24 protein-coding genes and 1 riboswitch are annotated in these 23,838 nt (G+C 59.6%); of the genes, 8 read left to right on the forward strand and 16 right to left on the reverse strand.

Annotation, left to right across the window (positions count from 1 at the left end):
* Positions 1 to 56: 56 nt before the first annotated feature.
* From KGB06_RS08805 to cobO, 6 genes are read right to left on the reverse strand one after another with little or no spacing between them, the layout of a single operon-like run.
* Positions 57 to 1,508, reverse strand: a complete 1,452-nt coding sequence (locus KGB06_RS08805; RefSeq protein WP_223514049.1) for a cobyric acid synthase — start codon at positions 1,506 to 1,508, stop codon at positions 57 to 59.
* Positions 1,505 to 2,497 (reverse strand): threonine-phosphate decarboxylase CobD, encoded by a 993-nt coding sequence (gene cobD / locus KGB06_RS08810; RefSeq protein ID WP_223514051.1) that lies wholly within the window; start codon positions 2,495 to 2,497, stop codon positions 1,505 to 1,507. The genes KGB06_RS08805 and cobD overlap by 4 nt, the downstream gene beginning before the upstream one ends.
* A complete protein-coding gene (gene cbiB, locus KGB06_RS08815) occupies positions 2,490 to 3,398 on the reverse strand; it encodes an adenosylcobinamide-phosphate synthase CbiB (RefSeq protein ID WP_223514053.1) in 909 nt (302 codons plus the stop codon). The genes cobD and cbiB overlap by 8 nt, the downstream gene beginning before the upstream one ends.
* Positions 3,395 to 4,045, reverse strand: coding sequence for a 5,6-dimethylbenzimidazole synthase (gene bluB / locus KGB06_RS08820; protein ID WP_223514055.1), 651 nt, complete (start codon positions 4,043 to 4,045; stop codon positions 3,395 to 3,397). Before bluB ends, cbiB begins: the two co-directional genes overlap by 4 nt.
* Entirely contained in the window at positions 4,042 to 5,424 is a 1,383-nt protein-coding gene (locus tag KGB06_RS08825; RefSeq protein WP_223514057.1) for a cobyrinate a,c-diamide synthase, read from the reverse strand. The genes bluB and KGB06_RS08825 overlap by 4 nt, the downstream gene beginning before the upstream one ends.
* Positions 5,421 to 6,032 carry a cob(I)yrinic acid a,c-diamide adenosyltransferase gene (cobO, locus tag KGB06_RS08830; protein ID WP_223514086.1) on the reverse strand — a complete coding sequence of 204 codons (612 nt, stop codon included), beginning with the start codon at positions 6,030 to 6,032 and terminating at the stop codon, positions 5,421 to 5,423. The genes KGB06_RS08825 and cobO overlap by 4 nt, the downstream gene beginning before the upstream one ends.
* Before the next feature lie 80 nt (positions 6,033 to 6,112).
* Positions 6,113 to 6,348: riboswitch (cobalamin riboswitch) on the reverse strand.
* A 157-nt stretch (positions 6,349 to 6,505) separates the two neighbouring features.
* Between cobO and KGB06_RS08835 the strand changes: the two genes are divergently transcribed.
* The gene (locus tag KGB06_RS08835; RefSeq protein ID WP_223514090.1) at positions 6,506 to 7,090 is read left to right on the forward strand and encodes a hypothetical protein; all 585 of its coding nucleotides are present in this window, start codon (positions 6,506 to 6,508) and stop codon (positions 7,088 to 7,090) included.
* Between the two features lie 67 nt (positions 7,091 to 7,157).
* Positions 7,158 to 8,471: a PQQ-dependent sugar dehydrogenase gene (locus KGB06_RS08840; RefSeq protein WP_223514093.1), complete on the forward strand. Its 1,314-nt coding sequence runs from the start codon at positions 7,158 to 7,160 to the stop codon at positions 8,469 to 8,471.
* Positions 8,472 to 8,594: 123 nt separating this feature from the next.
* On the opposite strand, the gene KGB06_RS08845 is transcribed toward KGB06_RS08840, so the two are convergent.
* The 5 genes from KGB06_RS08845 to KGB06_RS08865 form a co-directional block, all read right to left on the reverse strand.
* The gene (locus tag KGB06_RS08845) at positions 8,595 to 9,131 is read right to left on the reverse strand and encodes a C40 family peptidase (protein ID WP_223514096.1); all 537 of its coding nucleotides are present in this window, start codon (positions 9,129 to 9,131) and stop codon (positions 8,595 to 8,597) included.
* 165 nt (positions 9,132 to 9,296) lie between these two features.
* Positions 9,297 to 9,938, reverse strand: a complete 642-nt coding sequence (locus tag KGB06_RS08850; protein WP_223514099.1) for a C40 family peptidase — start codon at positions 9,936 to 9,938, stop codon at positions 9,297 to 9,299.
* Between the two features lie 241 nt (positions 9,939 to 10,179).
* A complete protein-coding gene (gene hda / locus KGB06_RS08855; protein WP_010456804.1) occupies positions 10,180 to 10,884 on the reverse strand; it encodes a DnaA regulatory inactivator Hda in 705 nt (234 codons plus the stop codon).
* A gap of 242 nt (positions 10,885 to 11,126) precedes the next feature.
* The gene (locus KGB06_RS08860) at positions 11,127 to 12,188 is read right to left on the reverse strand and encodes an AI-2E family transporter (RefSeq protein WP_223514103.1); all 1,062 of its coding nucleotides are present in this window, start codon (positions 12,186 to 12,188) and stop codon (positions 11,127 to 11,129) included.
* Between the two features lie 38 nt (positions 12,189 to 12,226).
* Positions 12,227 to 13,288 carry a DUF2066 domain-containing protein gene (locus KGB06_RS08865; protein WP_223514106.1) on the reverse strand — a complete coding sequence of 354 codons (1,062 nt, stop codon included), beginning with the start codon at positions 13,286 to 13,288 and terminating at the stop codon, positions 12,227 to 12,229.
* 371 nt (positions 13,289 to 13,659) lie between these two features.
* On the opposite strand from KGB06_RS08865, the gene purM reads away from it, so the two are divergent.
* Genes purM through KGB06_RS08880 form a run of 3 tightly spaced genes read left to right on the forward strand, consistent with a single transcriptional unit; the run spans position 13,660 to position 16,090 of the window.
* Positions 13,660 to 14,718 (forward strand): phosphoribosylformylglycinamidine cyclo-ligase, encoded by a 1,059-nt coding sequence (purM, locus tag KGB06_RS08870; RefSeq protein WP_008013877.1) that lies wholly within the window; start codon positions 13,660 to 13,662, stop codon positions 14,716 to 14,718.
* A complete protein-coding gene (gene purN, locus KGB06_RS08875; protein WP_223514109.1) occupies positions 14,718 to 15,368 on the forward strand; it encodes a phosphoribosylglycinamide formyltransferase in 651 nt (216 codons plus the stop codon). The genes purM and purN overlap by 1 nt, the downstream gene beginning before the upstream one ends.
* An 8-nt stretch (positions 15,369 to 15,376) precedes the next feature.
* Positions 15,377 to 16,090 carry a DUF3108 domain-containing protein gene (locus KGB06_RS08880; protein ID WP_223514112.1) on the forward strand — a complete coding sequence of 238 codons (714 nt, stop codon included), beginning with the start codon at positions 15,377 to 15,379 and terminating at the stop codon, positions 16,088 to 16,090.
* 64 nt (positions 16,091 to 16,154) lie between these two features.
* Here the strand turns inward: KGB06_RS08880 and KGB06_RS08885 are convergent, their stop codons facing one another.
* Complete coding sequence (locus KGB06_RS08885; protein WP_223514122.1) at positions 16,155 to 17,330, reverse strand: trans-sulfuration enzyme family protein; 1,176 nt, start codon at positions 17,328 to 17,330, stop codon at positions 16,155 to 16,157.
* Entirely contained in the window at positions 17,327 to 18,703 is a 1,377-nt protein-coding gene (locus tag KGB06_RS08890; protein ID WP_223514125.1) for a pyridoxal-phosphate dependent enzyme, read from the reverse strand. Before KGB06_RS08890 ends, KGB06_RS08885 begins: the two co-directional genes overlap by 4 nt.
* A 262-nt stretch (positions 18,704 to 18,965) precedes the next feature.
* Here KGB06_RS08890 and KGB06_RS08895 point away from each other — a divergent pair, with 262 nt between their 5' ends.
* Together KGB06_RS08895 and KGB06_RS08900 are read left to right on the forward strand one after the other, a co-directional pair.
* Positions 18,966 to 19,382: an OsmC family protein gene (locus KGB06_RS08895; protein ID WP_223514128.1), complete on the forward strand. Its 417-nt coding sequence runs from the start codon at positions 18,966 to 18,968 to the stop codon at positions 19,380 to 19,382.
* Between the two features lie 61 nt (positions 19,383 to 19,443).
* Positions 19,444 to 20,307 carry a pirin family protein gene (locus KGB06_RS08900; protein WP_223514131.1) on the forward strand — a complete coding sequence of 288 codons (864 nt, stop codon included), beginning with the start codon at positions 19,444 to 19,446 and terminating at the stop codon, positions 20,305 to 20,307.
* Between the two features lie 185 nt (positions 20,308 to 20,492).
* Here KGB06_RS08900 and htpG read toward each other — a convergent pair whose 3' ends face one another.
* The 3 genes from htpG to KGB06_RS08915 all read right to left on the reverse strand — a co-directional run bounded on the left by htpG (position 20,493) and on the right by KGB06_RS08915 (position 23,404).
* Positions 20,493 to 22,397, reverse strand: coding sequence for a molecular chaperone HtpG (gene htpG / locus KGB06_RS08905; protein ID WP_223514134.1), 1,905 nt, complete (start codon positions 22,395 to 22,397; stop codon positions 20,493 to 20,495).
* Between the two features lie 81 nt (positions 22,398 to 22,478).
* Positions 22,479 to 22,931 (reverse strand): PaaI family thioesterase, encoded by a 453-nt coding sequence (locus KGB06_RS08910; RefSeq protein ID WP_007945152.1) that lies wholly within the window; start codon positions 22,929 to 22,931, stop codon positions 22,479 to 22,481.
* Positions 22,928 to 23,404 carry a PaaI family thioesterase gene (locus KGB06_RS08915; RefSeq protein ID WP_223514137.1) on the reverse strand — a complete coding sequence of 159 codons (477 nt, stop codon included), beginning with the start codon at positions 23,402 to 23,404 and terminating at the stop codon, positions 22,928 to 22,930. Before KGB06_RS08915 ends, KGB06_RS08910 begins: the two co-directional genes overlap by 4 nt.
* A 156-nt stretch (positions 23,405 to 23,560) precedes the next feature.
* On the opposite strand from KGB06_RS08915, the gene KGB06_RS08920 reads away from it, so the two are divergent.
* The gene (locus tag KGB06_RS08920) at positions 23,561 to 23,818 is read left to right on the forward strand and encodes a hypothetical protein (RefSeq protein WP_223514140.1); all 258 of its coding nucleotides are present in this window, start codon (positions 23,561 to 23,563) and stop codon (positions 23,816 to 23,818) included.
* Positions 23,819 to 23,838: the final 20 nt, after the last annotated feature.

Genomic DNA, 23,838 nt, shown 5'->3' on the forward strand with positions numbered 1-23,838 from the left:
ATTTATATTCACTGGCGATCCAATGTAGGAGTGAGCCTGCTCGCGATGAATTCACCTCAAATCCCGCAGAGCTGACGCAGCAGCCCGGTATCCAAATGCTGCTCCACCAGATCCGCCAACCGCTCGATATCCCGCTCGCGTAATGCGTGGTAATCGACCTCCTGCACCGCCTGCAAACCCGCCCAGCGCAGCAACGCACTGCACGCCGCCGGTGATTCAAACAGACCATGCAGATAGGTGCCGAATATCTGCCCATCCACACTTTGCGCACCATCGCAGCGACCATCGTCCAACTGCACGGCTGCGTTTTCCAACGCGGGCCCGGTGGTCACGCCGGCATGGATTTCATAACCGCTGACGACGGCATCTTCCAGGGCCAAACGCCCGCGCACGTTGCGCAATTGCTTCTCTTCTTCGAGCTGTGTTTCGAACGCCAGCAGCCCCAGACCGGCACTCGAACCCGGTGCGCCTTCCAGGCCCAACGGGTCATGCAGGTGCTCACCGAGCATTTGCAAACCGCCACAAATCCCCAGCACTTTTCCGCCATAGCGCAGATGGCGACTGATCGCCAAATCCCAGCCATTGGCCCGCAAATACGCGAGGTCGCTACGCACACTTTTCGAGCCGGGCAGGATGATCAGGTCGGCTGGCGGAATCGCCTGGCCGGGGCCGATGAATTGCAGATCCACTTGCGGGTGCAGGCGCAGTGGATCGAAGTCGGTGTGGTTGCTGATGCGCGGCAGCACCGGCACCAGCACTTTCAGCACCTGATCGGCCTTGTCGGTCTGGCGCTGATCGATGCCGTCTTCGGCCTCCAGGTGCAGGTCCATCACGTATGGCAGGACACCGATCACCGGTTTGCCGGTGCGCTCTTCGAGCCAATCGAGGCCGGGCTGCAGCAAGGCGATGTCGCCGCGAAAACGATTGATGATGAAGCCTTTTATTCGCGCCTGTTCAGTCGGCGAGAGCAATTCCAGCGTGCCCACCAGATGCGCAAAAACTCCGCCGCGATTGATGTCGGCAATCAGCAACACCGGGCAATCCACCGCTTCGGCAAAGCCCATGTTGGCGATATCGCCGGCCCGCAGATTGATCTCGGCGGGCGAGCCCGCGCCTTCGACCATCACCACCGGATACGCCGCGCTCAAGCGTTCATGGGAGGCCAGCACCGCTTGCATGGCGATGGCTTTGTAGTCGTGATAAGCGACGGCGTTCATCGTCGTGACGGCGCGACCATGAATGATCACTTGAGCGCCGGTGTCGCTGTTGGGTTTGAGCAGCACCGGGTTCATGTCGGTGTGCGGTTCAAGGTTGGCGGCCTGGGCCTGCACGGCTTGCGCGCGACCGATTTCACCACCGTCAGCGGTCACCGCGCTGTTGAGCGCCATGTTCTGCGGCTTGAACGGTACGACACGCACGCCCTGGCGCACCACCCAGCGACACAGCGCCGTCACCAGAGTGCTTTTACCGGCGTCGGACGTGGTGCCCTGCACCATCAATGTGCTCATTGGGCTTCCTTGACGTAGGTTTCAAAGGCTTGCGCCAGGCGTGTCCAGTCCGCTTCGTCAGCGGGCAAGCCAAAACGAAGACTGCTGTTGTGTGGGAACAAGCGCAGCAAAATGCCCTGACGGGCCATGAACTCATGCAACTGCTCGGCTTGATCGGTGATCAGCCATTGGAACAAGGCGCATCCGCCCTGCGGCTTGAACCCGAACTGCTCAAGCAGCCGCGCCAGCCGCTCGCTGGCTTCTTCGCTGCGCTGTCGCTGGCGGGCGTGACCTTCGGTGTCCAGCAGACAGGCCTGGCCAATCACTCGGGTCGGCCCGCTGACCGCCCACGGCCCCACTTGCTCGGCAAGCAAGTTGAGCAGCTTGCGCTCAGCGAGTACAAAGCCCAACCGCACACCAGCCAGACCGAAAAACTTGCCGAACGAACGCAATACAATCAAGCCGACCAGATGGGTAAACGGCGCCACACTCAACTGCGGCGTGTTGTCCATGAACGCCTCGTCCACCACCAGCCAGCCGCCGCGCGAGGCCAGTCGGGTGTGCCAGTCGAGCAGACGACTCGGGGTCAGGCTCAGGCCGGTCGGGTTGTTCGGGTTGACCACCACCAGCACGTCGAGGCTGTCGATAAAGAAGTCGACTTCCTGCTCCAGCACCTCACGCACGATGTAACCACAGCGCCGCCAGGCTTCGGCGTGTTCGGCGTAGCACGGCGACAGCACGCCGACCTTGCCGGCACGCCGTAAACGCGGGAGTAATTGGATGGCCATTTGCGAACCGGCGACCGGCAGCACTTGAGCCGCGCTGTAATAGTCGCAGGCCGCCTGCTCCAGGCCGTCTCCGGTTTCCGGCAAACGTGCCCAGGCGCGCAGCGGGATGTCCGGGACCGGAAATGGCCAGGGCGCCAGGCCGCTGGACAAGTCGAGCCAATCAGCTTCTGCGATGCCGTATTCGCGCGCCGCCTTGCGCAATCGGCCACCGTGCTCAAGCATAGAATTCAGCCCCCACGCAGAGAATCAGCAACCATAACCATACCCCTCGCTGAACCAATTGCCAGCCACGGTCAATGGAATCGGCATCCGCCGGCACGCCTTCGCCCAGTTGCGGACGCTGATGCAGTTCACCGTGATAAATCGCCGCCCCGCCCAACTCGACGCCCAATGCACCAGCGCCCGCCGCCATCACCGGGCCGGCATTCGGGCTGTCCCAGGTCGGGCCTTGCGTACGCCAGCATTTCAACGCCAGGCGGGTTTTTCCCAGCAGCGCGTAGGTCAACGCCACCAAGCGTGCGGGAATGTAATTGAGGACGTCGTCGATCTTCGCCGCCGCCCAGCCGAATCGCTCAAAGCGTTCATTGCGATAACCCCACATCGCATCCAGCGTGTTGCTCAAACGGTAGAGCACCACACCGGGCGCACCGGCCACGGCAAACCAGAACAGCGCGGCAAACACCGCATCGCTGCCGTTCTCCAGCACCGACTCGGTGGCCGCACGGGCGACTGCGGTTTTATCCAACTCGCTGGTCTGGCGACTAACCAGATACCCCACACGTGTACGCGCTTCTTCCAGGTCATCACTGCGCAGGGCTTTGGCCACCGGCTCGACGTGTTCACCGAGGCTGCGCATGCCGAGGGCGCAATACAGCGCGAGAATCTCGACGACCCAACCGACATAAGGCGCCCAGGACAATGCCGTGGCGAGCAAGGTTAGCGGCAGCACCGCCAGCACCCACGCGGTGACGCCATGGCTGCGCCAGCCGCGGCCACCGCCGTTGAATCGTTGCTCGATGCGCTCGGCAAAACGGCCGAACGCCACCAGCGGATGCCAGCGTTTGGGCTCACCCAGCAGCGCGTCCAGCGCAACCGCGGCGACACTCAATAACGCCACACTCATTGACTCACTCCCCAATAATTTTCATACAGCAACTCACTGAGCGGACGCGCTTGCGCCCACCCTTCGAGCACCAGCATCGGCGCTGGATAGAATTCCTTGACCGGTCCCAGACAAAGAATCGCCAATGGCTTGGCCCCGGCCGGCAAACCCAGCAGGTCCGCCAACGCTTGCGGCTCAAACAGCGACACCCAGCCCATGCCCAGGCCTTCGGCACGAGAGGCCAGCCAGAGGTTCTGGATCGCACAGGACAACGAGGCCATGTCCATTTCCGGCAAGGTGCGCCTGCCGAAGATGTGGCGTTCGCGATCGTCCATCAACGCCGCGACCAACACCTCGGCGCAGTCGTTGATGCCTTCGACCTTGAGCTTCATGAATTCGTCGGTGCGCTCGCCGAGGGCTTCGGCGGTGCGGATGCGTTCTTCTTCCACCAGCAACTGGATCTTGCCGCGCAGGGCTCGGTCACTGATGCGGATGAAGCGCCAGGGCTGCATCAGGCCGACGCTCGGCGCTTGATGCGCAGCTTCGAGCAGGCGTCGCAATAGTTCGGGCTCGACGGTGCCGCCGCTGAAGTGACGCATGTCGCGACGTTCGGCGATGGCGCGGTAGACCGCTGCGAGTTCGGCTTCGGAGAATGCGTTGTCGCTCATGGCCTCTTCGCGAGCAGGCTCGCTCCCACAGGGTTCAGGTGATCCAATGTAGGAGTGAGCCTGCTCGCGATGGCGGCTTCAAGGTCAGGCGCAAAAAGCGCGGCAACCGCCGATGGATTGGACGGAAAATAAAAGTGCACATAAGAAGCTGTCATCCGCCCCTCACGATAAACCGCCTCCGCACCCCGCCCGCCATTCGGGCTCAGGCCACGCGCAATCGGCTCAAGCTCGGTACTGGTCAGCGAATGGTGATACGTGTGCCCGCGCAACGCACCTTCCGGCAGTTCGACCGCTTGCAACGCCAACGCGGCCAGACGCTTTTGCATCACCGCGTCGCCGTTGAGCAGCCCCACCAGTTCGGCGCGAGTGCCTTCGACATCAGTCAACGAGTCGAGCAGATACAACATGCCGCCACACTCGGCCAACAGCGGTTTACCCGCTGCTTGGTGTGCGCGAATCGCATTCAGCATCGAGGTATTTTGTGACAGCGCCACATGGTGCAATTCCGGATAACCGCCGGGTAGATAAAGGCTGTCAGCCTCCGGTAATTCACTGTCGCGGATGGGTGAGAAAAAGGACAGCTCGGCGCCCATGGTTCGCAACAAATCCAGGCTCGCGCCGTAGGTGAACGCGAACGCTTCATCACGGGCCACAGCAATTCGCACACCCGCGAGCAACGGTTCGACCGCGATTACATCCGGGGCTGCAAATTCCACCGCCGGCGGCAATGCCACTTCACAGCTGCTGGCCAACGCATTGGCCGCCGCATCGAGGCGCAGATCGAGATCATTCAGCTCACTGGCCTGGACCAGACCTAAATGCCGACTAGGCAATTCGATCCCGGTTTCCCGCGACAAAGCGCCGTACCAGCGCAAACCTTCGGTCAGGCTGCCTTCGAGCAATTGCGCGTGACGCAAGGTGCCAACACGGTTGGCCAACACGCCGGCAAACGGCAAGTCCGGCTGATACTTCGCCAAGCCCAACGCCAACGCACCAAAGGTCTGCGCCATGGCAGTGCCGTCGATTACAGCAAGCACCGGCACACCAAAGTGCCGCGCCAGGTCGGCGCTGGACGGCGTACCGTCGAACAGCCCCATGACGCCTTCGATGAGGATCAAGTCCGCGTCACCCGCCGCTTCCCACAACAGTCGACGACTTTCCTGCTCGCCGACCATCCACATGTCCAGTTGATACACCGGCGCACCGCTGGCGCGCTCGAGAATCATCGGGTCGAGAAAGTCCGGGCCGCATTTGAACACGCGCACCTTGTGCCCCTGATTGCGATGCAAACGGGCCAGGGCGGCGGTGACGGTGGTCTTGCCCTGACCGGAGGCCGGCGCGGCAATCAGTACCGCCGGGCAATGACGTGGTTGATTCACAGCTCGACGCCTTTTTGCGCTTTGATCCCGGCCTGGAACGCGTGTTTGATCACGCCCATGTCGGTGACGGTGTCGGCCAGTTCAATCATTTCCGGCTTGGCGCCGCGACCGGTTACCACCACATGTTGCATCGGTGGGCGCGCCTGCAAATCGCTGAGCACCTGATCAAGGTCGAGGTAGCCGTGCTTGAGGGCGATGTTCAACTCATCCAGTACCACCAGACCGATGGACGGATCGCTGAGCAATTCACGGGACACTGCCCAGGCGGCTTCGGCGGCGGCAATGTCACGCTGGCGGTCCTGGGTTTCCCAGGTAAAGCCCTCGCCCATGACATGAAAACGCACTTGCTCCGGGAAGCGGCGGAAGAACAGTTCTTCGCCGGTGCTGTTGCGGCCCTTGATGAACTGCACCACACCGCATTGCATGCCGTGGCCCATGGACCGGGCGAGCATGCCGAATGCCGAACTGCTTTTGCCTTTACCGTTACCGGTCAGCACCAGCAGCAAGCCGCACTCGTTCGGGGAATTGGCGATGCGTTCGTCGATCACGGCTTTTTTGCGCTGCATGCGCGCCAAATGACGTTCGTCACGATCTGGGGTATCGGTCATGGGGGAGCTCTCCGTTGAGGCTGGATAACGGCGGGCAGGCACAAGAATAGACGGCAAGAAGCCTGGCATCGCCCACCGTGATGCCACTGGATGAATCAGGCCGGTCTCCGGGCTCATGAGCAGCGTTCTGCCGGACTGCGCGCCTTCCCATGTCGACAATTGACACAGTGGCTCAAGGCACAGTCTTGACTCATTTACCGTTGCGGGGGCAGCGCCGGGATCGTGAGGATTCGTCGTTTGACGATAGTCACTCACCGGCTTCCCTGTTTCACTCTGTCGGCCACTGCCACAGAGCACCTGAAACAAGCCGCGAAGGTTAGAGGGTTGGGGGTGGAGCGTCAAATGAAGACAAAGCCGCGGCGAGCGATATACTGCCGCCGGCCAATTTACTGACGCCAATCTTGCAGCACACGGCCAGCAGTGATATCAAAGAGCCACAACCCAACAACAACACAATTACAAGGGTGAGCAACATGCAAGGCATGATCATCAGCAATCCGAAGCTGGAATTCCTGCGGCCGGTACTGGAACGCTGGTTTGACTGTATCGACCGCTACAACACGACTCGCGGCGATAACGAAGCGCCTTACTGGCATGACGAAAAGGCCAACCTTGGCTTGCTCTCTACTGCTGCGTGGATGGCGGAAATGGTCACACTGCAAAACTCACCGACGCGCAAACAAATCGAAGAGGGCGAACGCAACGCCCGCGCCGATCTGTTTATCGCGACCGCCGAACAGCGTGCCTATCTTCAGGCCACTCAACGCTGGCCCAAGGTCAACAGCCTGAACCTGTCGCAGGCGTTGCAGGACATCACCAGCGACGCCAAACGCATCAGTTACGCCAGCGACCTGAAACTCGGCTGTTTGTTCGTTGCCCCGCAAAAAGCCCAGCAGAGCGCCACCCCGGAAGAACTTCAGGACATGGTCGACGACCTGCAAAAGGAACATTGCTGCGCGGTGGCCTGGTATTTCCCCTACGCCTACCGCAAGTTGCGTAACGAAGCCGGTAACTATCACCCGGGCATCGCCGTCTTGTTCAAGGAAGCTCGCGGCTGACTGGTTGAACCATCGCTGCGTTTATCTTCTCTATGAATAAGACACTGCATTCATAGGGAAGACCAGCATGCGCAAGTCCCCGATTGTTCTCGTCATCGTGCTCGCCGGAGGGCTTGCCGCCTGTGGTGAAACCTCCCGCCTGCAAGTCTCCGACGGCACCGGCCCGTCACCCAAGCTACCCGAACCGAATAAAACCCTGATCCCGACGGTGAACGTCGCTCAGGCGGTCGGCTGGCCAGACGGCGTTAAACCCACAGCTGCCGCCGGGACCCAAGTGGCCGCCTTTGCTGAAGGCCTCGATCACCCGCGCTGGCTCTACGTACTGCCCAACGGTGACGTGCTGGTGGCCGAAACCAGCGCGCCGCCCAAACCCGATGACCGCAAAGGCATTCGTGGCTGGGTCATGGGCAAAGCCATGGGGCGCGCCGGTGCTGCGGTCCCCAGCCCGAACCGCATCACGCTGCTGCGTGACAAGGACCACGACGGCATCGCCGAAACCCGCACGGTGTTCCTGGAAAACCTCAATTCACCCTTCGGCATGACGCTGGTCGGCAATGACCTGTACGTGGCCGACACCGACCGCCTGCTACGTTTTCACTATGAAAGCGGTGCCACGGCGATCAAGTCACCACCGATCAAAGTGGTTGATCTGCCAGGGGGCACGCTGAATCATCACTGGACCAAAAACGTCATCGCCAGCAAAGACGGCAGCAAGCTATACGTCACGGTGGGCTCCAACAGCAACGTCGGGGAAAATGGCCTGGACCAGGAAGAAGGCCGCGCGGCGATCTGGGAAGTGGACCGCGCCACCGGCAATCACCGGATATTCGCTTCCGGGATTCGCAACCCCAACGGCTTGGCCTGGGAGCCCCGCAGCGGCGCGCTGTGGACGGCGGTCAACGAGCGGGACGAGATCGGCAGCGACCTGGTGCCGGACTACATCACCTCGGTCAAGGATGGCGGGTTCTATGGCTGGCCATTCAGCTATTACGGCCAACATGTCGACATTCGCGTCGAGCCGCAAAATCCGGACCTGGTGGCCAAGGCCATCAAGCCGGACTACGCGGTGGGTCCGCACACTGCATCGCTGGGCCTGACGTTCGCTGAAGGCAACACCCTGCCCGCGCAATTCAAGGAAGGGGCTTTCATCGGCCAGCACGGCTCGTGGAACCGTAAACCGCACAGTGGCTACAAAGTGATTTTCGTGGCGTTTGCGGGCGGCAAACCGAAGGGGCAACCGGTTGATGTGCTAACCGGTTTCCTCAATAACGACGAAGAGGCCAGGGGTCGGCCGGTGGGCGTGGTGATCGATCAACAGGGTGGCTTGCTGGTGGCGGATGATGTGGGGAACAAGGTGTGGCGCGTGACCGCAGCCAAATAACTGCCCCCCCCCAATCCCCTGTAGGAGTGAGCCTGCTCGCGATAGCGTTGGGACAGTCACATCGATATTGCCTGATCCAACGCTATCGCGAGCAGGCTCACTCCTACAGGGTTCAGCGCTTTATTAGGGATTGCGTGCCAGGTGCTGGGGCTGCAGAACGCGTTTGGCGCTCAGGTATGCCCTCTGCCAATAGGCTTTGGACAGACTGTCGAGCTTCACCGTGCCGCCAGTCGCGGGCGCATGCACGAAGCGGCCTTCGCCGACGTAAATCCCGGCATGGCTGACCTGAGAGCCGCCATTGGTGGCGAAGAAAATCAGGTCACCGGTTTGCAGGCCTTCCTTGCCCACATTGGCGGCTTGCATGCTGATCATCTCGCGCGTGGTACGCGGCAAGGAAATGCCGGCAACATCACGGTAAACGTAGCCGATCAACCCACTGCAATCGAAGCCCGAATCCGGCGTGTTGCCACCCCATCGATACGGCGTCCCCACCAGGCCGAGCGCGCGGAACAGCACGTCTTCTGCTTCAGGGGAAAAGGACTGCGGGTTACCGAAAATAATCGGCGCGCGAACCACCGGCGCAGGCGGGGTGCGGCTGGCGCAGGCGCTGAGCAGCGCTGCGGAGAAGAACAGGAGTGCGAGGCGGGCCGACATCGTCATAAGCAGAACATCCTGATCTGGCTGCGGCTTTTTCTGCCGGGAGTGCAGAAAAGAAAACCGCCTGCGCGGGGCGCAGGCGGTTTGCCATCATTGATAGATCAGAATTCTAGCGGCTACACGGCAAACTTCAAGTAAGACTTTAACTTCGCCTTACTATTTGTACGTTTACTTGCGAGCGGTGACCACGGTCGGGGCCATCGCGAGGGCGCGCTTGGCTTCGATGAAGGTCTTGTTCCAGTAGCTGTCACCCAGGCTATCGACCCGAACACCACCGCTTTTGCGGCTGCTGGAGTGGATGAACTGGTTATCACCCAGGTAGATCCCGGCGTGACTGACGCGGCCGCGACGACCGTTGGTGGCGAAGAACAGCAGGTCGCCTGGCTTCAGTGCGCTGCGAGCTACCAGTGGCGCGTCCACGTTGATCATTTCGCGAGTGGAGCGTGGCAGGTTCATGCCCGCTTCTTCGCGGAACAGATAACCGATGAAGCCGCTGCAATCGAAACCGGCTTCAGAGGTACCGCCGAAACGGTAACGGGTACCGATCAGGGACATGCCACGTTCGAGAATGCTGTCGGCCAGACCCGGAAGCTGGTACGACTTGCCGTCGGCAAAGCTGGCCAGTTCTTTATTGGTGGCCGCCTCTTCCTGGTAAAGAGAATCCTGGAAAAGAACGGAAGAAGACTGTGCCGTAACTGAATTTTTAGCCTGCTGTTGTTGCTCTTGCTGGGACACTGGAGAGTGAGCAGCGCAACCGAACAACAGGGTGACGAGTGCGAGAGGCACGAGGGGTGCGAAGCGCTTTAGCATGGGCACGACCGTGGCTGATAGTTCTAAAGAAGCCGAGACTATGCCCGCTATCATCCTCATTTGCAAATTCAATCGAACTTTATGTGACTTATCGGTTTCTCGCTAACATCTAAGCGCTTAAGCCCATTTTAGACACTCGCGCAGCCTGCAGCCCTGTAGGAAAGTGCATTTCCTGGCGCCTGAAATATGCCAAAACCCCTACCAGGCTTAGGTTTTACCAGGCTTTGTTACCCGGCTTTTGTTACCAGCCCAGGGTTTCTTTCAGGAAGGGGATTGTCAGCTTGCGCTGAGCTTGAAGAGAGGCCTGATCGAGACGCTCAAGCAACTCGAACAGCGCACTCATGCTGCGAGTACCGCGGGTCAAAATAAAATGTCCGACTTCATCGGTCAGGTGCAAACCGCGACGCGATGCACGCAATTGCAAAGCGCGCAATTTGTCTTCATCGGAAAGCGGGCGCATCTGAAAGATCAGGGCCAGGGTCAAACGCGACTTCAAGTCCGCCAGCTTCACCGGCAATTCACGCGGCGAGGTCGACGCGGCGATGAGCAGGCGACGACCGCTGTCGCGCAGACGATTGAACAGATGGAACAGCGCCTCTTCCCAATCCGCGCGACCGGCAACCGCCTGCAAATCATCCAGGCAGACCAGTTCGTATTGTTCGAGGTTATCGAGAATGGAGATGCCACGATCAAGCAGCTCGGCCAATGGCAAGTACACCGCCGGCTCGCCCAACTGCTCGAAGCGCAGGCAGGCCGCCTGCAACAAGTGCGTACGCCCTACCCCGTCCTTGCCCCAGAGATAAATCAGGCTTTCGGTCCACCCGGCGTCGGCTTCGCATAGCCGCTCGACATAGCCGAGTGCTGCGGCATTGGCGCCTGGGTAGTAATTGATAAAGGTAGCGTCATCACGCAGACGCACACCTAGGGGCAGCTGAATCGGTTTCATGCTGACTGAACAGTTCCAAGGGAACCGTTAGTGACCTCTGTGTAAAGTTTGCGAAGTTTATACCCGTGACGCTGGTCGCACAATGCGACAGACCACAAGCAAAATCAAAGGTTTGCGTTAACGCACTGGTTTGGTGACAGTTTTGTTGGCGGTGCATGTGACAGCCACACAGGGGATGCAGGCCAACCCGACAATGACTCGGGTTGGCCGCGACGCCCCTTCAACGAACCTTACCGCTATGGCTAATCCGCACCGCTGTACATATCAGAATCTTTATATAAATCATTCACATGGCGCACCAGCACCATGATTACCGCCGCCACCGGCAACGCCAGCAACACACCCGTGAAACCGAACAGCTCGCCGCCCGCCAGAACGGCAAAAATCACCGCCACCGGGTGCAGACCGATCCGGTCCCCTACCAACATTGGCGTGAGCACCATGCCTTCCAGCGCCTGACCGACCATGAACACCGCGACGATGCCCAACATTGGGTAAAGGTCGCCACCGAACTGGAACAGTCCGGCAATCAGTGCCGCGCCAATCCCGATGACAAAGCCCATGTATGGCACGATCGCGGCCAGACCGGCGATCACACCGATCAACAACCCCAACTCCAATCCCACCAGCATCAAGCCCGCAGAGTAGATCACCCCCAGCGCCACCATCACCAGCAATTGCCCGCGCACGAATGCACCCAGCACTTCGTGGCATTCGCCAGCCAACAAGACAGCGCGCTCTTCGCGATCTCGGGGCAACAGGTTTCGCAGCTTCACCATCATCAGGTCCCAGTCCCGCAGCAGGTAAAAACTCACCACCGGGATCAACACCAGATTGGCCAACCAGCCAATCAACACGAGACCGGACGCGGTGGCCTGACTCAGCACCACACCGACGATGTCACTGGTCTGCGTCATGTGTTCGCTGATCGCAGCCTTGAGCCTGTCAAATTTCCAGAAGCCTTCCGACAACCCGAACTTCGATTGCGCCCACGGCAGTGCGGTGTGCTGCAGCCAGTCGAGCATTTGCGGTGCCAACTCATACAAACGAAACAGTTGCTTGGCCAGCAGCGGTACCAAGACCAATAGCAGCGTGGTGAAAATCAGGGTGAACAGTGCGAATACCGCCACCACACCCCACGTCCTTGAAAGCCCGACCTTCTCCAGTCGATCCACCAGCGGATCGAACAGATAGGCCAGCAGCAACGCCACCAGAAAAGGGGTCAGGATCGGATGCAACAGCCAGACAAACGCGCAGAGCAGAACCACTCCACCCAACCAGAACCAACGGCGCGTATCGGCCATGTACCACTCCATATGCATCTATATAAAGAAAGAAAACCTTACCAGCGGAAGCGCAATTGCGGCGTCGGTGCCGGGGCTGGCGCTACAGCAGGCGCCGAACCCTGCACCACAGGCTGAACTGGCGCTACGGGCGTGACAGCTTCACCGGCCGGTACTTCCTGCAACTTCGCCAGCGACAACTGCGAGCGCAGCTGCTCAGCGCTGCCATTGACCCGATAAAGAATGCGATCACCGCTAACACTTTGCAGACGCGCGCCAAACGGATCGAGCAATCGCCCCAGCGTCGCGTAACGCTCCAGGTTCATGCCCTGCACTTCCAGCAATTGTTCGCCCGAAGCACCTGGCCTGACGACAAACCGTGGCGCCATTCGCTCGCTGACCGCCAGCATCACCGCATCGGCCACCGCGGCCTGATCCGCGCCTTCCACGCTGCCCGCTTCCTTCTTGTCGCCCATCCACAAATTCCATTTAGCTTGCCATTGACCGCCCTCTTCCCGGGCATGCACCGCCAGCAAAGCGTCAGCGTTGTAACGTTCCGATGCTTTATGCAGAGGCGCCTCATCCGTGCCTTCAAGCGTCGGCGCTGTCGCCACCAACTGCTCACTCAAATCCGCCAGCGGCAAGCGCAATGGCAAACCGCGGTGCTGTGCCGCTCGACGCAGAGGTGCGGCACTGGCCTGGCCATCGCCCACCAGGCTCGAACCTTCGGTGGAGTCGTTCAACCACCAGCCGAGAATCGACGGCCGATTCGCGCCCCACAACGACAGACCCGCACGACGCAACGCCTGCTCGGTGGAGGCCGGGTCGAAGTCGACCTTCAGCACTTCCGGCGGCCCCGCGTCAAAACCGTATTGACTGATGATTTGTTGCGGATCCTTGCGCAGGGCTGCCAACCCCGGACTTTGCGCCGCCTTGGGATCGCCGGTCAGTCGTAACACCAGCGTGTCCAGCGCGCGCTGGGTCGCTTGATCACGCTCCTCGGGCGCCTGACTGGTGACAGGCTCGCGCACCTGATAGAGACCTTTCACGGTTTCGGCATGGCTGGCGAGGCTGAAAAGGGAAAAACAGCTCAAACACAAAAGCTTGGAAAGAAAACGCATGGAAGATTCCTGACGACAAGAGCGGCTGGAACTGACCGCATGAAGACATTGAGCAAGGCTGTGACCATCGCCTCGCGCAAAACATTCACCCGACCCCGATAAGTTTTTGACGCTGCCATAACGATAGACGGTTAATCGCGATACCTTATACAGCCGCTAATACGGTCAATATCAATTTTTTTAATGGGATATGCCCCTGCCGTCGGCGTGAGGATGGCCGCTGCCCCTCAAGCCTGATAAAATCGCGCGCCTTCGCAGACCGGCAACAGCCGGGTAGTCCGAATTTCGTGTGAGGCAATCGCCCCCCGTCGAATTCGGTGTCCCCGCTGGACTCGGTCGTTACCCCTGAATCCCCCCTAAAGGCCTGGATCATGAGCAAGCAACCCTCCCTGAGCTACAAGGACGCCGGTGTAGACATCGACGCCGGTGAAGCATTGGTCGAACGCATCAAGAGCGTCGCCAAGCGCACTGCGCGCCCGGAAGTCATGGGCGGCCTGGGCGGTTTCGGCGCCCTCTGCGAAATCCCGGCTGGCTACAAGCAGCCCGTACTGGTTTCCGGCACCGACGGTGTGGGCACCAAGCTGCGCCTGGCACTGAACCTGAACAAGCACGACAGCATCGGCATCGATCTGGTGGCCATGTGCGTGAACGACCTGGTGGTCTGCGGCGCTGAACCGCTGTTCTTCCTCGACTACTACGCTACCGGCAAACTCAACGTCGAAACCGCGACCCAGGTCGTGACCGGCATCGGCGCAGGCTGCGAACTGTCCGGCTGCTCCCTGGTCGGCGGCGAAACCGCTGAAATGCCTGGCATGTACGAAGGCGAAGACTACGACCTGGCCGGCTTCTGCGTCGGCGTCGTGGAAAAATCCGAAATCATCGACGGTTCGAAAGTCGCTGCCGGCGACGCCTTGCTCGCCCTGCCGTCTTCCGGCCCGCACTCCAATGGCTACTCGCTGATCCGCAAGATCATCGAAGTGTCGGGTGCCGATATCGAAAACATCCAGCTCGACGGCAAACCGCTGACCGACCTGCTGATGGCCCCGACCCGTATCTACGTGAAGCCGCTGCTCAAGCTGATCAAGGAAACCGGCGCTGTCAAAGCCATGGCCCACATCACCGGTGGCGGCCTGCTGGACAACATTCCGCGCGTTCTGCCAAAAGGCGCACAAGCGGTGGTTGACGTGGCGAGCTGGACCCGCCCTGCCGTGTTCGACTGGCTGCAAGAGAAAGGCAACGTCGACGAAAACGAAATGCACCGCGTGCTGAACTGCGGCGTGGGCATGGTCATCTGCGTGGCTCAAGAGCACGTTGAAACCGCATTGAACGTACTGCGTGAAGCTGGCGAGCAGCCATGGGTCATCGGCCAGATCGCCACCGCTGCCGAAGGCGCGGCCCAGGTCGAACTGAAGAACCTTAAGGCGCACTAATGTCCGCCACCTGTGATGTCGTGGTGCTGCTTTCCGGCACTGGCAGTAACTTGCAGGCCTTGATCGACAGCACGCGGACCGGCGACAGCCCGGTCCGCATCGCTGCGGTGATTTCCAACCGCGCCGATGCTTATGGCCTGCAACGCGCCAAGGACGCGGGTATCGACACCCGCACCCTGGATCACAAGGCTTTCGAAGGCCGCGAGGCCTTCGATGCCGCACTGATCGAATTGATCGACGCGTTCAATCCCAAACTCGTGGTACTGGCCGGTTTCATGCGCATTCTCAGCGCTGATTTCGTGCGCCATTACGCGGGTCGCCTGCTCAATATCCATCCGTCGCTGCTACCCAAATACAAAGGGTTACACACTCATCAGCGCGCGCTGGAGGCCGGCGACACCGAGCACGGCTGCTCCGTCCACTTCGTCACCGAGGAACTCGATGGCGGACCACTGGTCGTACAAGCAGTAATACCGGTAGAGTTGCAGGATTCGCCGCAGAGTCTGGCGCAGCGAGTCCATGCTCAGGAACACCTGATCTACCCGTTGGCTGTACGCTGGTTTGCCGAAGGTCGCTTATCACTTGGCGAACAAGGTGCTTTACTGGATGGGAAGCTACTCGCGGCCAGCGGCCACTTGATTCGAACCTAGGAGATATTATGCGTCGTGCCCTGCTCTTCGCTTGCGCTCTGCTTGCCTTGCCCCTGACACAGGCTTCGGAACTTCAACCTTTCTCCGCCAGCTATACCGCCGACTGGAAGCAGCTTCCCATGAGTGGCACGGCTGAACGCAGCCTGACCAAGGAAGCCAACGGCGTCTGGAAGCTCAGCTTCAAGGCGTCGATGATGATTGCCAGCCTGACTGAAGAAAGTACTCTGACCCTGGACAAGGACACCCTATTGCCTCAGTCCTACCGCTTTGAGCGTGGCGGCCTGGGTAAAGCCAAAAAGGTTGATCTGGATTTCGACTGGACCACCAAAATGGTCACCGGCACCGATCGTGGCGACCCGGTCAAGGTTCCACTGAACCGTGGAATGCTCGATAAGTCCACGTATCAGCTGGCCCTGCAGGAAGATGTCGCCGCCGGCAAAAAGAGCATGAACTATCAGGTCATCGATGGTGGCGAAGTCGATACCTATGACTTCCGCGTACTGGGTTCGGAAAAAGTCGACACCAAGGCCGGCCAGATCGATGCGATTAAAGTCGAGCGCGTGCGCGACCCGACACAAAACAAGCGCATTACCGTCCTGTGGTTTGCCAAGGACTGGGATTACCTGCTGGTCCGTCTGCAACAAGTTGAAACCGACGGCAAGGAGTACAACATCATGCTCCTCGACGGCACGGTCAACGGTAAAGCGGTCAAAGGCAGCTAAACCGGGCTCGACACGAAAATCCGGAATCCGATAAGGGTTCCGGATTTTTTTTGCCTGCTGGAACTCAAATCAGCGCCAACGCTTGCGCCAGATCGGCGCGCAGGTCGTCGACGTCCTCGACCCCCACGGACAATCGCACCAGCGCATCGCCGATGCCAAGTTGCGCACGGGTGTCGGCGGGGATGGTCGCGTGAGTCATGATCGCCGGATGCTCGATCAGGCTTTCCACCCCGCCCAGGCTCTCCGCCAGCGCAAATATCTGCACACTCTCCAGAAAGCGTTTGGTACCCGCCAGGTCGCTGTTCAGATCGAGTGAAATCATCCCGCCGAAACCGTGCATCTGCTGCCGCGCCAGTTCGTGCTGCGGATGTGACGGCAGGCCAGGGTAGTAGACGCGCGCCACTTGTGGCTGTTGTTCCAGCCATTGCGCCAACGCCAAGGCGTTGCTGCAGTGGCGCTCCATGCGCAATGCCAGGGTTTTCACGCCGCGCAGGGTGAGGAAGGCGTCAAACGGCCCGGCGATGGCGCCCACTGCGTTTTGCAGAAATCCCAGCCGCTCGCGCAGCTCCGCGTTCTGCCCAACCACCGCGATGCCGCCGATCACGTCGGAGTGACCGTTCAAATACTTGGTGGTCGAATGCACCACGATATCGAAGCCCAATTCCAGAGGACGTTGTATCCACGGGCTCGCGAAGGTGTTGTCGGCCACGCAAATGATGCCGCGCTGGCGGCAGATGCGTGCGATGGCAGCGAGGTCAGTGAGGCGAAGTAACGGATTGCTCGGCGTCTCGACGCAGACCATTCGTGTGTCGTCTTGGAGCGCCGCTTCGAAGGCTGCAAGGTCCGTCAGATCGACGAAGCTGAAACGATGCCCGGCGCTGCGCCGACGCACCTTGTCGAACAGGCGAAACGTACCGCCATACAAATCATTGCCCGAGACGATATGCGAATCGGCATCAAGCAATTCGAGCACCGTGGAAATCGCCGCCAGCCCGGACGCGAATGCAAAGGCCTGGGTTCCCCCTTCGAGATCCGCCACACAGCGCTCCAGCGCCCAGCGCGTCGGGTTGTGCGAGCGCCCGTAGTCGAGACCTTTGTGCACGCCAGGGCTTTGCTGCATATAGGTGGAGTTGGCGTAAATAGGTGGCATCAACGCCCCGGTGGAAGGGTCCGGCGCCTGCCCGGCATGGATCACGCGTGTGGCAAATCCTTGTGGCGCAGCCTCTTTATCGTGACTCATTTCAGGGATCTCCGTAGATGATTGAGTAGATCGAAGCGGGTAATCAGTCCGTGGAAGCCCGAGGCATCGGCAATGATCGCCACCAGCCCACGGTCGAGTTCCGCCTGCAATTGCGCCAGACTGGCAGCGGCAGGCAGGGTTTGCAGCTTGTCGGTCATCGCGCTGGCCACCGTCAAACGGAAGTGCGAGGCCTCCTGGTGCACCCCCAGCAGAATGTCGGACTCGTCAATCACGCCGACCAGCCGCTGGCCGTCCACCAGCACTGGCAGCTGTGACACGTCCGCCAGGCGCATGCGCTGGAAAGCGGTCAGCAGCGTGTCGTCAGGGCCCACGCTGATCACTCGACCATCCTCGAAACGGCGCGAGATCAAGTCGCGAAGATCGCCGTAGTGTTTGTATTGCAACAGGCCCTGATCGTTCATCCACTGATCGTTGTAGACCTTCGACAGGTAGCGGGTACCGGTGTCGCAGACAAAACTCACGACCCGTTTCGGCTCGGTTTGCTCGCGGCAATAACGCAGCGCCGCCGCCAGCAATGTGCCAGTCGACGAGCCGCCGAGAATGCCTTCGGCGCGCAACAGTTGGCGGGCATGATCGAAGCTTTCTTCGTCGCTGATCGAATACGCGTGGCGCACGCTGGACAGGTCGGCAATCGAGGGAATGAAATCTTCGCCAATGCCTTCCACCGCCCAGGAACCGGGGGTTCCCAGGGTGCCGCTGCGGCTGTATTCGGCCATCACCGAGCCGACCGGGTCGGCCAACACCATGACCAGGTTCGGCTGCACGCGGTTAAAGAAGCGGGTCAAGCCGGTCAGCGTGCCGGCCGAACCGACGCCAACAACGATGGCATCCACATCATGCTGGGTTTGCGCCCAGATCTCTGGCGCGGTGCTGCATTCGTGAGCCAGCGGGTTGGCCGGGTTGTTGAATTGATCGGCGAAGAAGGCGTCGGGAATCTCCTTTGCCAGCCGTGCGGCTACATCCTGGTAGTACTCGGGATGGCCCTTGCCGACATCGGAGCGGGTGATGTGCACCTCGGCGCCCATCGCCTTGAGGTGCAAGACTTTCTCGGTGGACATCTTGTCAGGCACCACCAACACCACTCGATACCCCTTGGCACGCCCGACAAGGGCCAGGCCCAGGCCGGTGTTGCCGGCAGTGGCCTCGACGATGGTGCCACCGGGTTGCAGGCGACCATCGCGCTCGGCGGCGTCGATCATCGCCAGACCGATGCGATCCTTGATCGATCCACCGGGGTTTTGTGATTCGAGTTTGAGGAACAGCGTACACGGGCCGGTATCGAAACGGCTGACACGCACCAGCGGCGTGTTTCCAATCAGTTCAAGGACGGCGGGGCGGGATTCGTTCGGCATGTCTTCACCTTGCTATGGTTATTCGCACTGGATGGACACCAACCTGCGGCGCGTCATCGTGTGACGGTTGCAGGAAATACCTCGCTTGGACCATAGGCCGCGATAGCGTCATTCGCAACCGCGTACGGCCGGCCGGTCGCCCGATATTCATTCAGCGAACGGGTATGAACCCGTAAGAAAGTGGAACGCGTGCGCAGAGGAATGCTCTATAACTTCAAGGTCTTTTTTGACCGAACGACTTTTCCAGCCTGGGAGGCTTTCCATGACCGTTACCGTCAATACCATTTGCGCCGAAGGTTTTCGCCACAGCGTTCAAATCGACGACCATGAACTGTTTGCCGACGTGCCGACCTCGTCAGGCGGTGAAGGCTCGGCACCAGAACCCCACGATTACTTCGATGCGGCGTTGGGGGCGTGCAAAGCCTTGACCCTGAAGATGTATGCCAGGAAAAAGGACATCCCGCTGACCGGTGTCACGGTCGAAGTCAAACGCGACAACAGCGAAGAACAGAAAGGCAAATATGCGCTGCACGTCAAACTGACCCTCAAGGGCGTGCTTACCGATGCGCAGCGCGAGGAACTGCATCGCGTGGCCGACCGTTGCCCGGTCCACAAGTTGATGACCACCACCGACGTCAGCATCGAAACCCACCTGTCGGAAGGTGCGTTCAGCCAGTAGCGGCAATGGCTGTGCAAGCGGGTTATGCTCCACGCATCACCCGCTCAACCTGGAATGCAGCATGAATACTCCGCTCGTGATCCGCCCTCGCGTCGAGGATGTCGAAGGCCAGCCGATTCTTCGACCGTTGCCATCAGCCAAATGCCGCAGCGTCGGGCCTTTCGTGTTTTTCGACCACATGCTGCAAACCCGGTATCCAGCGGGAAAAGGCATGAACATCCGGCAGCATCCGCACATCGGCCTATCGACGCTAACCTATTTGTTTGAAGGGCAAATCCAGCACAAGGACAGCCTCGGCTCCGATCAAGTGGTGAATGCCGGAGATGTCAGCTGGATGACCGCCGGCAGCGCGATTGCCCACGTTGAGCGCACCCCCGAGGCGCTGAAGAGCATGGGTTTCACGATGCACGGCTTGCAGATCTGGCTGGCATCGCCCAAGGAGCACGAACAGGGCCCGGGGCACTACAGCCATCATCCGGCGGCGACCTTGCCGGTCAGCGATAACCTTGGCGTGAAGATCCGGATGATTGCCGGGTCAGGCTTTTGTCTGGAATCGCCGGTACCGGTGCTTTCTCCTACGTTGTACGCGGAGTTGAACCTGCAAACGGCGACTACGTTGCTGATTCCCACCGAGCATGAAGAGCGAGCGCTGTATGTCTTGAGCGGCGAGGTGCTGCTGGATGGCGAGGCGCTGGAACTGAATTCGCTGGTGGTGTTGCCTGCGGGGGAAGAGATGACCCTGTTTGCCGAGAGCGATTGCCATGCCGTGTTGTTTGGTGGCGCTCCGCTGGACGGGCCGAGGAGGATCAACTGGAATTTTGTGGCGAGTGATCCGGCGGTCATCGATGAAGCACGGCGGCGCTGGGCGGCCGGGGATTGGCCGACGGTGCCGGGGGAAAGTGAGCGGATCGAACTGCCGCGGTAGACCTGATCGCCTGATCGTTCTCACGCGACCCGTCTGATCGTTCCCACGCTCCGCGTGGGAATGCAGCCCGTGACGCTCCGCGTCACTGGACGCGGAGCGTCCCTAGAAGCATTCCCACGCGGAGCGTGGGAACGATCAGCCAGAATGAAAAAACCCGCCGAAGCGGGTTTTTTTTTACAACGCAGTTAAACCGACAGTTCAACCAAAAGCTTATTCAGACGGCGCACATACGCGGCCGGATCCTTCAAGCTGTCACCGGCAGCCAGTGCCGCCTGATCGAAGAGAATGTGCGACAGGTCGCCGAAACGCTCGTCGCTCTGCTCGTTGTCGAGCTTCTCGATCAGCGGGTGAGCCGGGTTGAATTCGAAGATTGGCTTCGAATCCGGAACCTTCTGACCGCTGGCCTCCAGGATCTGACGCATCTGCATGCCCAGGTCCTGCTCGCCGATCGCCAGAATCGCCGGGGAATCGGTCAGACGGTGAGAAACCCGTACTTCAGCAACCGATTCACCCAGTGCAGTTTTCAGACGTTCAACCAGACCTTCTTTGGACTTGGCGACTTCTTGCGCAGCCTTCTTGTCCTCTTCCGAGTCCAGATTGCCCAGGTCCAAGTCACCGCGCGCCACGTCAACGAAGCTCTTGCCGTCGAAATCGCTGAGGTAGCTCATCAGCCACTCGTCGATGCGATCGGTCAGCAGCAGCACTTCGATGCCTTTCTTGCGGAAGACTTCCAGGTGCGGGCTGTTTTTGACTTGTGCGTAGGTTTCGCCGGTCAGGTAGTAGATCTTGTCCTGTCCTTCCTTGGCGCGAGCCAGGTATTCGGCCAGCCCAACCACTTGCTCGCCTTCATTACCGTTGGTCGATGCGAAACGCAGCAGGCCAGCGATTTTCTCTTTGTTGGCGAAGTCTTCTGCCGGGCCTTCTTTCATGACCTGACCGAAGTTCTTCCAAAAGCTCTTGTATTGCTCAGGCTCGTTCTTCGCCAGTTTTTCCAGCATGTCCAGAACGCGCTTGGTCAGCGCCGACTTCATCGAATCGATGATCGGGTCTTTCTGCAGGATTTCCCGCGACACGTTCAGCGACAGGTCGTTGGAATCGACCACGCCTTTGATGAAACGCAGGTACAGCGGCAGGAACGACTCGGCCTGGTCCATGACGAACACGCGCTGCACGTACAGCTTCAGGCCTTTCGGCGCTTCACGCTGGTACAGGTCGAACGGAGCACGGGCCGGCACGTAGAGCAGCGAGCTGTATTCGAGCTTGCCTTCGACCTTGTTGTGGCTCCAGCTCAGCGGATTCTCGAAATCGTGAGCAACGTGCTTATAGAACTCCTGGTATTCCTCGTCCTTCACTTCGGTGCGAGGACGGGTCCACAAGGCGCTGGCACGGTTGACGGTTTCCCATTCCGCGGCCGGCTGCTCTTCACCTTCAGCGGCGGCCACTTCTTTTGGCAACTCGATCGGCAGAGCGATGTGGTCGGAGTACTTCTTGATAATGTTGCGCAGACGCCAGCCATCGGCGAATTCGTCTTCACCGGACTTCAGGTGCAGGACGATGCGAGTGCCGCGCTCGGCTTTCTCAATGGTGGCAACTTCAAAATCGCCTTCGCCCTTGGACGACCAGTGCACGCCTTCGCTGGCAGCATCACCGGCACGACGGCTGAACACGTCGACTTTGTCGGCGACGATGAATGCAGAGTAGAAACCCACACCGAACTGACCGATCAGGTGCGAATCTTTCTTCTGATCACCAGACAGGTGTTTCATGAAGTCGGCAGTGCCGGATTTGGCGATGGTCCCAAGATGGGTGATCGCTTCTTCCCGGCTCATGCCAACGCCGTTGTCTTCGAGAGTGACGGTTTTGGCGTCCTTGTCGAAGCTCACACGGATTTTCAGTTCGGCGCCACCTTCCAGCAATTCAGGCTTGGACAGGGCTTCGAAACGTAATTTATCGACAGCGTCAGAGGCGTTCGAGATCAATTCGCGAAGGAAGATTTCCTTGTTGGAATACAGCGAATGGATCATGAGGTGCAGCAGTTGCTTCACCTCGGTCTGGAAGCCCAGGGTTTCCTTTTGAGTTTCCACACTCATGGTCATCAAACTCCAATCAGATGGCAGTGGCCGCGACCTTCAGGGTCAGCGGCGGGTTGTCATCCAAGTTGGGGGCTGTGTTCAGGATTTCAAGGGCTCTTCAATTTTGAAATGAGCGCGGGCCGTCGCAATGGGCTCGGATTCAGTACTTTGCCAGGCTGTAACGGCCACGTTGGCGACCCGGCGCCCCTGTCGGCACACCTGACATTTGGCCCAGGTATCGCGAAATTGCCCGGCGCGCAGGTAATCGAGGGAGAAGTCGATGATTTTCGGCACCCCCGGTGAGCCGGTGAAAATCAGCAAATGCAGCGCGGCCGAGAGCTCCATGAACCCGGCGATCACGCCGCCATGAATCGCCGGCAATAAAGGGTTACCAATGTTGTCCTTGTTAGCCGGCAGGCGAAACAGCAGATCATCCCCCACCCGCGAACATTCGACGCCGATCAGTTTGGCGTAAGGAATCAGGTGCAACAGTGACGCGTAGTTGCCCTCCTCGTGAGCCTGTTGCAGTTGTTCCTTGAAGGAATCAGTCATTGCGCACCTCCTGCGATGACGCCGCCAAAGCTTTTAGTGCCTTTGATGGCTTTACCCATGCGCATGAACGTGCCGACGACATGCGCGATGGGGTGCTCGGGATCGTCTTGATAGGCGAAACCGCGAGCGAAGATCACGTCGGTGGTCACTCGGTAGCATTGGGCGAAACCGTAGACATCTTTATGCGGTTCGGCGGCATGCATGTAGTCGATGCGTAGGTCGAGGGTCGGGCAGACTTCAAATTCGGGCAGCACGCACAGGGTCGACATGCCGCATGCGGTATCCATCAACGACGTCAGCGCACCGCCGTGGATCACGCCGGTTTCCGGGTTACCAACAATTTGCGGGCTGTACGGCAAGATGACCGTTAGTCCGTCATTACTGGCGCTGTGCACCCGCAACCCGAGGACCTGACAATGCCTGAGTGCTGACAGGAATCGCGTCGCACGCTCAAAAACAGGGTTTTCGGCCATGTGATAAAAAACTCTAGTTAGTGGGGATCCGAAGTTTTGGAAAGACCAAAAAGTTCCTGACAGAAATTACCCGATATATTTGTGTGAAATGAGGAACTTATCATTGCCGGCTGTGCTCGAAAGGCCAGTAGTTATTTCCATAAGGAGAAACACCCCATGCGTAAGACTTTAGCTATTGCCTTGATGTTGACCGCTTCCCTCGGTCTCGCTGCCTGCGATAAAAAATCCGAGGACAAAGCTCAAGATGCAACCAAACATGCTGAGCAAGCTCAGCAAGATATGAACAAAGCTCAGGATAAAGTGAACGACGCTGCGAAAGAAAACGCCGAAGCTGCCAAAGCTCAGGCTGAATCGAACAAAGCCGCCGCACAGGAAGCCGCACCAGCAGCTCCAACCGAAGCACCTAAAAACTAAAACAGTTTTTAGCGTGATAA

The sequence above is a fragment of the Pseudomonas sp. GL-B-19 genome (genome assembly GCF_019956415.1).
Taxonomy (GTDB): domain Bacteria; phylum Pseudomonadota; class Gammaproteobacteria; order Pseudomonadales; family Pseudomonadaceae; genus Aquipseudomonas.